Raw genomic sequence first — 10,991 nt, forward strand, 5'->3', positions numbered from 1 at the left:
GCAAAGCCCAGCATGTTCAGCCCCTCGACCGGCGTATAGCTGCGCGGCAGGATGATCATCACCACGCCCATCAACAGGAAATTCGCCATCATCGGGTAAAGCAGCATGACGACCGAGCGTTCCTCGGATCCGATCTTGCGTACGATCACGGCCGCGAAGGCGCCGCAGAAGGCCGCGACCATGGCCGCGACATGGCCCACGGTCAGCGCCGCCCCACCGGGGTTCAGGACGATGCCCACCCCCGCCAGGCCCACGCAGATGGCGATCCAGCGATGCAGGCGTACCTTTTCCCCCAGCAGCGGGATCGAGATCACCGTGATCAGCAGGGGGGTTGCAAAGAAGATGGAATAGGCATCGGCCAGCGGCAGCACCGAAAAGGCAAAGAAGGCGCAGCCATTGGCGGTGACGGTGAAAAGCGTTCGGGCCAGCATCCACCAGGGATGCACCGGGATCAGCGTTCCGGGCTTGGCGTCCCGCATCAGCATGACCGAGGTCAGTGGAAAGCCGAACAGGACCGAGAAGAAGACGATCTGGAAGGATGAATAATCCGCCCCGAGGTATTTCACCACCACGTCGTGGGTCGAATAGATGCCGTAGGCCAGCAAGGCGAAAAGAATCCCACGGGTATTTCCAGACATGCTGTCCCCTTCAAAAAAGACATCCTCCCGGCCTTATGCTGGGGCCGGGAGGCGAAAAGGCAAGCGGAACCTGCCCTTCAGGTCAGATTGTCGGGTGGGCTGCCCCGGTCCGGACCGGGACAGCGGCAGTCAAAGGCTGGCGTCCAGCGCCGCGATCACCGCATCGCCCATGTCGGCGGTCGTCGCCGGGGTGATGCCTTCGTCGTTCAGCAGGTCCGCGGTGCGCACACCATCGGCCAGCACCTTTTCCACCGCTGCTTCAAGGCGGGTCGCCTCGTCACCCTGATCAAAGCTGTAGCGCAGCGCCATGGCAAAGCTGAGGATACAGGCACAGGGGTTGGCCTTGCCCTGTCCGGCGATATCGGGGGCCGAGCCGTGAACGGGTTCGTAAAGCGCCTTGGGCCGGCCATTGGCCATCGGTGCACCCAGCGAAGCAGAGGGCAACATACCGAGTGATCCCGTCAGCATGGCGGCGAGATCGGACAGCAGATCGCCGAACAGGTTGTCCGTCACGATGACGTCGAACTGCTTGGGCCAGCGGGTCAGCTGCATGGCACCGGCATCGGCATACATATGCGACAGCTCGACCTCGGGGTAATCCTTGCCGACTTCCGTGACGACTTCGCGCCACAGGATGCCGGATTCCATCACGTTGGCCTTTTCCATCGAGCACAGCTTCTTGCCGCGCTTCATCGCCAGTTCGAAGGCAGAACGCGCCACGCGGTCAATCTCGGATTCCGTATAGCGCTGCGTGTTGATGCCGACGCGCTCATTGCCTTCCTCGATGATGCCGCGCGGCTCACCGAAATAGACGCCCGAGGTCAGTTCGCGCACGATCATGATGTCGAGCCCGGCGACCACGTTCTTTTTCAGGGACGAGAAATCCGCCAGCGCGTCAAAGCACTGGGCCGGACGCAGGTTGGAGTAAAGGTCCATCTCCTTGCGCAGGCGCAGCAGGCCGCGCTCGGGCTTCACCGAAAAGTCGAGTACGTCGTATTTCGGTCCACCAACGGCCCCCAGCAGAACCGCGTCGGCCTCTTGCGCCTTGGCCATGGTTTCGTCGGTCAGCGGGGTGCCATGGGCATCATAGGCCGCGCCGCCCACCAGGTCCTCGGTCACGTCGAAGGCCATGCCACGCTTGTCACCGAACCAGCCGATGATCTTGCGCACTTCGGCCATGACTTCGGGGCCGATGCCGTCTCCGGCAAGGATAAGAAGCGAGGGGTTGCTCATGGTCACTGTCCTTCCTGAACTTCCGGCCTGTCAGCGACCGGAACTGTTCCGCTTCGCCTAACGGCAAGTAGAGGAAAGTTCAAGAAACGAAGGCGGCGAGTCCGGCCTCCAGCCGGTCCCAGACCAGGGCGACGCGGGGGGTGTGGCGCAGGACCTCATGGGCGGCCAGCCAGACCGGCAACACCGGCAGCGCAAGCGGGCTCGGGATCTCTTCCAGCTGCGGATCGGCGCGCCCGATGCTGCGCTGGCCGAAACCGATGCCGCAGCCGGCGCGGACCAGTTCCCAATAGGTCACCTGATCATCGCAACGGACCGCGAAATCTTCGCGGGTCAGGGCGATCCCCATCGCGCCCATGCCGCGCAGGATCAGGTCCGACCGGTCATAGCCCACAAGGTCGCAGGCCAGAATCTGCGCCATGGTTTCCGGCCGCCCCACCCGATCAAGGTACTGTGGCGCGGCAAAGACCCCGATCTCGACCACGCCCAGCCTGCGGGTGACGATTTCCAGCTGCTCGGGGCGGAACATCCGCACCGCGATATCGGCCTCGCGGAAGGTCAGGCTTTCGGCCCGGTCAGAGGCGGCAAGTTCAATGCGTAGTTGGGGCACCTCGGCGCGCAACTGCGCCAGGATCCCCGGCAGGATGCGGAAGGCCACCATTTCCGAAGCCGTGATCCGCACCGTGCCCGCCAGCCGGTCGTCCTGCCCGGCCACGCAGAGCGCGATCTCTCCGACCGAGGCCTGGATGCGCCGCGCCGCCGGCAGGATCTGCTGTCCGGTGGGCGACAGGGCAAGACCACGGGGATGGCGCAGGAACAGCTCGGCCCCAAGGGTGTCCTCCAACCGCTTGACCTGCCGCCCCAGCGTGGGTTGCGACAGTCCAAGCGCCCGTGCCGCGCCCGACAGCGACCCGGCATCGGCCACGGCGACAAACACCTGCACCAGCGCCCAGTCGAGGGAAGAGACCCGGTTATCCATTCATTTCTGAATATAGGATATGTGGTCTCGGTCAATTCCCCAACAAGTGTGAACAGGCCATCCTGCCCGCAGATGTCAGAACAAGAGGCAGGACAGATGCAACCCACGAAGACTTCCCAAAACGTGTTGATCCTCGGCGCGCGGGGTAAATTTGGCTCTCATGCACAGGCCGCTTTCGAAGCGGCAGGCTGGAGGACCCATTGTTTCCAGCGCGGGCAGGACGACCTGATGCAGGCCGCGCAGGGCATGGACGTGATCGTGATGGGCTGGAACCCGGTCGATTACAGCCGTTGGAAGGCCGAGCTGTTGCCCATGCACGAGGCCGTCATCGCAGCGGCCAGCGCGGCAGGCGCCACCGTGATCCTGCCCGGCAATGTCTATGTCTTCGGTCCGGCATCGCCCCCGGTCTGGTCGTTGCAGACCCCACATCGCGCGACCAACCCGCTGGGGCAGTTGCGGATCAAGGTCGAGCAGATGTACCGCACCGCGCCCTGTCGGGTGATCTTGCTGCGCTGCGGAGATTTCATCGACACGCGGCCCTCCGGCAACTGGTTCGACCAGATCATCACCCGGCCGCTGGCCCGTGGCAGGATCACCTATCCGGGGCCCGCTGACCGCCCCCACGCCTGGGCCTACCTTCCCGATGCCGCCCGCGCCGCCGTCGCGCTGGCCAAAATCCGCGAAGATCTTGCCGGCTTCGAGGACGTACCCTTTCCCGGCTACACCCTGACCGGGGGCGAACTGGCCGCCGCACTGGCCTCGGCTCTGGGCCGGCCGGTCCGGGTCGCGCGTTTCCACTGGTTGATTGTGACGCTGCTGAGGCCCGTCATGGCAGGGGCCTCCGGGTTGATCGAGATGCGCTATCTCTGGGAAAAACCCCAGCGGTTGGACTCCGCCAGATTGGCGCAGCTACTGCCCGACTGGCAGCCCACGCCCCTGCCCGAAGCGCTTGAAGCTGTCACGGACTCACTGCCCGGCCGGGCCCGCCGCCGACCATCTGACCGCGGCGCAAAGCACCATCCCACATCACGCGGAAAGAGAAAATTGCACCTTGATCATCGGGGCGGTTAAACTGTTCGGTAAGCCCTTTCGTGGACAACCCCTCGGTATGCCCTCTGAAAGGACGCGCTTTCGATGACCAGTGACATGCCTCACCTTCTGAACACCCTGGGGCTGGATGCGGCCGCCCGGTCGCTGCTGAACGATGCCGGGACAATCCTGTCCGGCCAGATGGAAGAGATCGTCAACGACCAGAAGGCGATGATCCGCGCCCGTCCCGACCTGATCGGCATGTACCCGGACGAGGCGGCGCTGGATCGCGAAGTCCGGGCGCGCTCGGCCCATTGGTCCCGGCTGTTCTCTGACAGGCTGGACAACGCCTTTGCCACGGAATCGCGCAATATCGGGCGGGCGCATTTCCTGTCCGGCCTCGATATCGAAAGCTTCTTCACCGCCTACGGGCGGGCCCTGGCGCAGATCCACGTGGTGATCCTGCGCAGCGCGGCGCGGCGCGGCAAGCTGCGGCTGGAAATGGCCGAACAGATCGCCGATGCGGTGACCCGCGCGGCGATCCTTGATCAGATGCTCGCGCAGGACGGCTTCAATACCGCGCAGAAGGAAGACTTCGGCAAACGCCTGGGCCGGCTCGGCGCCCGGGTCGAGGCCGCCTTCGGCTCGGTTTCCACCAATGTCCAGAGCTCGACGCATGAACTGACGGGAATCGCCCGCACGATGTCCGAAGGGTCGCGCAGTGCCCTGCCCCGTGTCGATGCCGCTGTCGGGGCCGCCGGAGAAACGGCGGTCAAGATCCTGTCCGTCTCCAGCGCTGCCGAGGAACTTTCTGCCTCGATCCGCGAAATCACGGCACAGGTGCACGACGCAGACCGGATTTCGGCCGAGGCAACCGCCAAGGCGGAACGCACCGACGATCTGGTCCAGGCGCTCAAGGGCTCGGGCCAGGAAATCAGCGGCGTGATCGAGATGATTTCCGATATTGCCTCCCAGACCAACCTGCTGGCCCTGAATGCCTCGGTCGAGGCGGCGCGCGCCGGGGAAGCGGGCAAGGGGTTTGCTGTTGTCGCCCAAGAGGTAAAGCAGTTGTCGACGCGGATTTCCCAGGCGACGACGGATATTTCGGGCCGCATCGACCAGATGCATCGCGACATCATCGAAGCCGTGGACGCAATCCACGATGTCGGCGGCACCATCCGGCAGATCGCCGAAATCAACTCGGCCATCTCGGTCTCGGTCGAGCAACAGAAGCTGGCCACCGACGACATCGCCCGCCACGCCGAGGCGACAGCGACCGGCACCGATCAGATGACCCAGAACATAGAGGCCGTCAGCACGGTCGTGCGCCAGACCAACGACCACACCGCCACGGTCCTGACCGCCGTCCAGGGGCTGAGCGATCAATCCGACAGCCTGCAGGCCCAGATCAAGAAGTTCATCGCCGGGATCAAGGCCGCCTGATCGCTGGTGCCCCGCCGCCGTCTGACCGGGGTTTCAGGGCTTCAGGATATCAACCCAGACCAGCCGATGCCGCCCGACCAACTGCGGCGCCTCGGCAAGCGAAGACTCCACGGGCCAGTAGACCCCGGACCCGACCACCTGCAAAGCCGCGCTAGGCAGCACGTAGTCGACCCGCATTCGGCCCGGCCCGGCACCGCCCCAATCCACCGTCGCCACCTCTCCCTGCCCATCTGTAGGGCGCGGATCCTGAAGCGCAGGATCGGCCAGCAGGGCATGGATCGCCTCCCGACGCCCGTCGCCCTTGGCGGGGTCGAGGTTGGCGCCGCCGATCACCACGGGGAATGCCGGGGGCGGGCCGAATTCCCCGGCCAAAAGCAATTGCCAAAACCGGATCTCATCCGCATTGCGCCGCCCGTTGCGGTCTTCGGGCCCGTCGAAAACCGGTGTCGTGGCGCGAAAGATCCCCAAGGTCAGCGGCCCCGCCGGGATCAGCCAATGTCCGACTGAGGACAGGCGTTGATGATCGCGTCCCGTATCGTCTGGTTGCATCAGACTGCCCGGCAGGTCCTGCCACAATAGCTCCGAAAAGGACCGCGCCGGCCCCAGCGGCAAACGGGACAGCACCGCCAGCCCCGCCGCGCCGTTGAACCGACCATAGCCCTGGGCATCGCGCGCCTCGCCAAGGCGACCGTTGCGATCCAGATCCAGCCCGGTCGGCACACCACTGTTCGGACGGGCGGCGAAAAGATGAGGATAGGGCGCTGCGAAACCTGCATTCAATGCGGAAAGCGCGCGGTTCTCTGCATCGTAGTCAATCCCCGCCAGGACCAGGATATCCGGATCAACCCGCGCGACAACCTGCCCAAGGGCGGCGAAACGCGGATCCTTGCCCGCCAGCAGATCGCGCAGCAGAAGACCCGGTCCTTCGGCCTCAAGCTCCGTGTCGTAATAGGCAATGCGCAGGGTCCGGGGATCTGCCGCCGCCCCGGTGGTCAGCGCTATCGTCCCCAGCGCCAGAAGCCATCGCCATGCCTTGCCCATCTGCCCCTCCGTCCTGTCCGGCAAGGTGGCAGGGCGTGGTTAACGCAGGCTTAACCTGCGTCTCCCATCCCGAAACGCAAAAGGGCGCCCCCAAGGACGCCCTTTCACCTGACGGGACACGCGCTCAGACCCAGGGGCGGGACTGGGTTGCAGCGGCTTCGAATGTCTCGATCGAAGCGACCTTTTCAAGCGTCAGACCGATATCGTCCAGCCCTTCCAACAGGCAATGCTTGCGGAACGGATCGACCTCGAAGGCAAAGACTTCGCCATCCGAGGTGGTGACAGTCTGCGCCTCAAGATCCACGTCCATGCGCGCGTTGGAGCCCTTTTCGGCGTCCTTCATCAACACATCCACGACCTCTTGCGGCATGACGATCGGCAGCATCCCGTTCTTGAAGCAGTTGTTGAAGAAGATGTCCGCGAAGGAGGTCGAGATCACCACCTTGATGCCGAAATCCGCCAGCGCCCAGGGCGCGTGTTCCCGTGACGAGCCACAGCCGAAATTGTCGCCCGCAACGATCACCGACGCCGCGCGATAGGCCGGGCGATTCAACACGAAATCGGGGATTTCGTCACCATTGTCGTCATAGCGCATCTCGGCAAAGGCATGCACGCCAAGGCCGGTCCGCTTGATCGTCTTCAGGAATTGCTTCGGGATGATCATGTCGGTGTCGATGTTGACCAGCGGCATAGGCGCCGCAACCCCGGAAAGTTTTTCGAATTTTTCCATATCAGTACTCGTTTTCTGTTCTGATCAAGCCGTCGCCATTGCCGGTCGTGCCTGCAACAAGCACGCTGCCATCGATCCGCTTCTCGACCTCGTAGACACCGCCGCGCGGGTAAAGAGGACCCTCGGCACAGGACGCGGCAAAGGACACCGTCCTGCCATCGGGTTGGGCGGTCTCTGCATAGCCTGTAACCTTGCCGCCCCTGCAGGCCGCCCCAAGGTAGGTCGGCACCTCTGCGGCGAAGAAGCCGAGCGGGTTGTAGGTCCCGGCGAGGCGGCCAGCGTCACTGCGGAAAAGAAATTCCTCGGATGGCAGGGCCGTGCTGTCATTCGTGGCCGCGCAGGCGCTCAGCGCGCCCAGAATCAGGGCCGCGGCGACCGTTCTGATCTTGGTGATTTGCCTCATGTCAGGTCATCTCCCTGGGGAACAGGCGCCCGGTGGGTCCCTGCGGGCCGGCCGGACGGGTTGATCTTGAATGCTTAGGGACATCCCGGCGCCAGGACGGCGCCGGGGCGAAATCTTTTAGTTGCCGTTGCGGCGGATGACGATGCCGAAGGTCAGCAGGCCCAGCCCTTCGGCCAGCAGCTGGAAGCCCAGAAGCAGGCCCAGAAGGGTCGGCGCCGCGCTGGCAAAATCAAAGAACACCAGCAGGCCGATCCCGACCGAAGCCACCCCCGACAGGACCGCCAGCCAAAGGAAAGGCGTGCCCGCCAGCCGGGTCGCCATCATCAGGCGGACGATCCCCATGACAAAGAAGACCACACCCAGGATCAGCGTCAGCGACACCGTGCCCTGCAGCGGATTGGCCAGCAGCCAGACACCCGCGACGATGGTCAGCAGCGCCACGAAGGCGTTCCACAACCGGAGGTCATGGGCGTCGGCCTTGAACAGGATCCAGGCCTGGATGATCCCGCTGGCAAGAAAGAAGATCCCCACCATGGTCGTCACGGCCAGCGAGGCCGCGAAGGGGTTCATCAATGCCAGGACGCCGCCGATCAGCAGCAGGGCTGCAACGGCGATCAAAGTCGTGGATACCTTCATGGGTTCGCTCCCCCGCCGGGTTTGAAAGACCCGGACATGATTACATCAATTCCCGGATATCCGTAAGCCGGCCCGTGACCGCCGCTGCCGCCGCCATCGCCGGGGACATCAGGTGGGTACGTCCGCCCCGGCCCTGACGGCCTTCGAAGTTCCGGTTCGAGGTCGCGGCACAGCGTTCACCGGGGCTAAGCTGATCCGGGTTCATCGCAAGGCACATGGAGCAGCCCGCAAGCCGCCATTCGAAACCGGCGTCGATGAAGACCTGCGCCAGGCCTTCTTCTTCGGCCTGCGCCCGGACCAGACCGGAGCCCGGCACGACCATGGCGCGCATGCCGTCCTTGACCTTCTTGCCTTTCAGGATCGCGGCCGCAGCGCGCAGATCTTCGATCCGGCCATTGGTGCAGGACCCGATGAAGACCGTGTCGATGGCAATATCGCTCAGCTTCTGGCCCGGCGTCAGGCCCATGTAGTCAAGCGCGCGCCTGGCGGCCTCGACCTTGCCACCCTTGAAGCTTTCGGCGGCGGGGACTTCGGCGGTGATCGGCAGCACGTCCTCGGGCGAGGTGCCCCAGGTGACGACCGGCGCGATATCTTCGCCCTTCAGGGTGATGACCTTGTCCCAATGCGCGTCGTCGTCGGAATAAAGCGTCTTCCACCAGGTCATCGCGGCTTCCCACTGAGCGCCCTTGGGCGCATGGGGGCGGCCCATGACATAGGCAAAGGTGGTTTCGTCCGGCGCGATCAGGCCGGCGCGGGCGCCGCCTTCGATGGCCATGTTGCAGACGGTCATGCGGCCTTCCATCGACAGCGACCGGATGGCTTCGCCGCAATATTCGATGACATAGCCGGTGCCGCCGGCGGTGCCGGTCGCGCCGATGACCGACAGGGTGATGTCCTTGGCGGTGACACCGGGCATCAGCTGGCCGGTGATCTCGACCTTCATGTTCTTGGACTTGGACTGGATCAGGGTCTGGGTGGCCAGCACGTGCTCGACCTCGGAGGTACCGATACCGTGGGCCAGCGACCCGAAGGCGCCATGGGTCGCGGTGTGGCTGTCACCGCAGACCACGGTCATGCCCGGCAGGGTCCAGCCCTGTTCGGGCCCGACGATATGCACGATGCCCTGGCGGACATCCGAGACGGGATAGTAATGCACGCCGAAGTCCCTGGCGTTCTTGTCCAGCGCGTCGACCTGGATGCGGCTTTCCTCGTTCTCGATCCCGTTGGCGCGGTCGAGCGTGGTCGGCACGTTGTGATCCGGCACGGCGATGGTCTTGTCGGGCGCATGGACGCTGCGCCCCGCCAGACGCAGACCTTCGAAGGCCTGCGGGCTGGTCACTTCGTGCACGAGGTGACGGTCGATATAAAGAAGACAGGTGCCATCATCGGCCTCGTGGGCGACATGGGCGTCCCAGATCTTGTCGTAAAGCGTCTTGGGGGACATGGGAATCCTCTCCCTGGATTTGCGTGGAATCGGTGATGGAGACATGCGGGATCAACCCGCCGCGCTCATAGGCGGGCGAGGATCGTCAGGGTCGCGCCGAAGAAACGCCAGGGCAGGCGCGCTCGGTCATCCATGTCGAATATCTGCGTCATGGGGCTCCAGATACTCTCAGTCGGGGCGATCGGCAAGCTTTTACGGGGCTGTGGGGTGCAGATCCCGTGGGGCGGCGGTCCGGACCTGGGGGCGCGCAAGCAGTGGTGGGGGTGTGAAACCGCGCGCTGGATGAGCGAAGGCAGTGTGACGCAGCGGCCTTATTCATCGGCTTGAAGCGGGGGCCCAAAGGCTATAAGTGGCCTGTTCCTGCCAAAGGGCGCGCTTTCGTTGAAATGAAACCGCAGGCTTGCTATCTTTGGAACACGCCCGGCACCGGGGCTTGGGCGGTGCGCTGCCAGGGAGGACAATGTCCTGTCATTCGACACATCAGCGGATCATTCCGCGCAAGACGGGGCCTTTGTGATGACCGCCCCAGACGAGCTTTCGCCCAAGGGGCAGCTCAACCTCATCCTGCAATCGCTGGACGACGACAAGGCCGAAGAGATCGTGACCATCGATCTTGCGGGCAAATCGTCGATTGGCGATTACATGATCGTCTGCTCCGGCCGCTCGTCGCGGCAGGTCGCGGCGATCTCGGAAAAGCTTGTCGACCGGCTGAAGCAGGCGACGGGCCGGACCGCCAAGGTGGAAGGCAAGGAAACCGGGGACTGGGTGCTGATCGACACCGGCGACGTGGTCGTCCATGTGTTCCGCCCCGAAGTCCGCGAGTTCTACCAGCTTGAGAAGATGTGGCAGCAACCGGCCAGCGCGACCCCGCGCGGCTGATCCGGCTGCCGATCCATGAAGCTGGGTATCTGCGCCATCGGCCGGCTGCGCGCCGGCCCTGAAAAGGCGCTGATCGACGATTACCTGGACCGGGCCGGCAAGTCCGGCCGGTCCATGGGCCTTGGCCCCGCCTCTGTGCAGGATGGCGAGGCTAAGAAGGGCGGCATGTCGGCCGAGGCCGAGATCCTGCTGCGCATGATCCCCGATGGCGCCCGCGTCGTGGCCCTGGATGAACGGGGCAAGCTTCTGACATCCCCTGATTTCGCGCAGGTCCTTGCGGGCTGGCGCGATGAAGGCATCCGCGATACGGTTTTCCTGATCGGTGGCGCCGACGGGCTGGACCCGGCCCTGCGCCGGCGTGCCGATTTGATGCTGTCTTTCGGCAAGATGGTCTGGCCGCATATGCTGGCCCGTGCCATGCTGGCCGAGCAGATCTATCGTGCGGTGACCATCCTTGGCGGTTCTCCCTACCATCGGGTCTGAGCGGGTGTGTCCGACGACGGTAGAGGGGCTCTGCCCCGTCTCCCTGCGGGAGACTC

12 protein-coding genes (1 of these 12 cut by a window edge) are annotated in these 10,991 nt (G+C 64.5%); 4 read left to right on the forward strand and 8 right to left on the reverse strand.

Annotated features, from left to right (window positions below; all coding sequences use genetic code 11):
* The 3 genes from PSAL_RS11655 to PSAL_RS11665 form a co-directional block, all read right to left on the reverse strand.
* A protein-coding gene (locus PSAL_RS11655; protein ID WP_119838559.1) for a DMT family transporter crosses the window boundary here: on the reverse strand, positions 1-638 show its 5' portion. The gene continues 322 nt to the left of window position 1, outside the view; the window shows 638 of its 960 coding nt (coding positions 1-638); the start codon lies at positions 636-638; the stop codon falls past the left edge of the window.
* Between the two features lie 129 nt (positions 639-767).
* On the reverse strand, positions 768-1,871 hold the full coding sequence (gene leuB / locus PSAL_RS11660) for a 3-isopropylmalate dehydrogenase (RefSeq protein ID WP_119838560.1): 1,104 nt from the start codon (positions 1,869-1,871) through the stop codon (positions 768-770).
* A gap of 79 nt (positions 1,872-1,950) precedes the next feature.
* Entirely contained in the window at positions 1,951-2,847 is an 897-nt protein-coding gene (locus tag PSAL_RS11665; RefSeq protein WP_119838561.1) for a LysR family transcriptional regulator, read from the reverse strand.
* Between the two features lie 96 nt (positions 2,848-2,943).
* Here PSAL_RS11665 and PSAL_RS11670 point away from each other — a divergent pair, with 96 nt between their 5' ends.
* Both PSAL_RS11670 and PSAL_RS11675 read left to right on the forward strand, forming a co-directional pair.
* Positions 2,944-3,918, forward strand: coding sequence for a Rossmann-fold NAD(P)-binding domain-containing protein (locus PSAL_RS11670; protein ID WP_196222746.1), 975 nt, complete (start codon positions 2,944-2,946; stop codon positions 3,916-3,918).
* A gap of 63 nt (positions 3,919-3,981) precedes the next feature.
* The gene (locus PSAL_RS11675) at positions 3,982-5,319 is read left to right on the forward strand and encodes a methyl-accepting chemotaxis protein (RefSeq protein WP_119838562.1); all 1,338 of its coding nucleotides are present in this window, start codon (positions 3,982-3,984) and stop codon (positions 5,317-5,319) included.
* A 33-nt stretch (positions 5,320-5,352) separates the two neighbouring features.
* On the opposite strand, the gene PSAL_RS11680 is transcribed toward PSAL_RS11675, so the two are convergent.
* The 5 genes from PSAL_RS11680 to leuC form a co-directional block, all read right to left on the reverse strand.
* A complete protein-coding gene (locus PSAL_RS11680; protein ID WP_119838563.1) occupies positions 5,353-6,360 on the reverse strand; it encodes an endonuclease/exonuclease/phosphatase family protein in 1,008 nt (335 codons plus the stop codon).
* A 124-nt stretch (positions 6,361-6,484) separates the two neighbouring features.
* Positions 6,485-7,090 carry a 3-isopropylmalate dehydratase small subunit gene (leuD, locus tag PSAL_RS11685; RefSeq protein ID WP_119838564.1) on the reverse strand — a complete coding sequence of 202 codons (606 nt, stop codon included), beginning with the start codon at positions 7,088-7,090 and terminating at the stop codon, positions 6,485-6,487.
* Position 7,091: 1 nt separating this feature from the next.
* Positions 7,092-7,493, reverse strand: coding sequence for a hypothetical protein (locus PSAL_RS11690; protein ID WP_119838565.1), 402 nt, complete (start codon positions 7,491-7,493; stop codon positions 7,092-7,094).
* A gap of 117 nt (positions 7,494-7,610) precedes the next feature.
* Positions 7,611-8,129 carry an HdeD family acid-resistance protein gene (locus tag PSAL_RS11695; protein ID WP_119838566.1) on the reverse strand — a complete coding sequence of 173 codons (519 nt, stop codon included), beginning with the start codon at positions 8,127-8,129 and terminating at the stop codon, positions 7,611-7,613.
* Between the two features lie 40 nt (positions 8,130-8,169).
* Positions 8,170-9,573 carry a 3-isopropylmalate dehydratase large subunit gene (leuC, locus tag PSAL_RS11700; RefSeq protein ID WP_119838567.1) on the reverse strand — a complete coding sequence of 468 codons (1,404 nt, stop codon included), beginning with the start codon at positions 9,571-9,573 and terminating at the stop codon, positions 8,170-8,172.
* Positions 9,574-10,089: 516 nt separating this feature from the next.
* Between leuC and rsfS the strand changes: the two genes are divergently transcribed.
* Positions 10,090-10,452 (forward strand): ribosome silencing factor, encoded by a 363-nt coding sequence (rsfS, locus tag PSAL_RS11705; RefSeq protein ID WP_119838569.1) that lies wholly within the window; start codon positions 10,090-10,092, stop codon positions 10,450-10,452.
* A 15-nt stretch (positions 10,453-10,467) separates the two neighbouring features.
* Positions 10,468-10,935 carry a 23S rRNA (pseudouridine(1915)-N(3))-methyltransferase RlmH gene (gene rlmH, locus PSAL_RS11710; RefSeq protein WP_119838570.1) on the forward strand — a complete coding sequence of 156 codons (468 nt, stop codon included), beginning with the start codon at positions 10,468-10,470 and terminating at the stop codon, positions 10,933-10,935.
* Positions 10,936-10,991: the final 56 nt, after the last annotated feature.

The sequence above is a fragment of the Pseudooceanicola algae genome (assembly GCF_003590145.2).
In the GTDB taxonomy this organism is placed as follows: domain Bacteria; phylum Pseudomonadota; class Alphaproteobacteria; order Rhodobacterales; family Rhodobacteraceae; genus Pseudooceanicola; species Pseudooceanicola algae.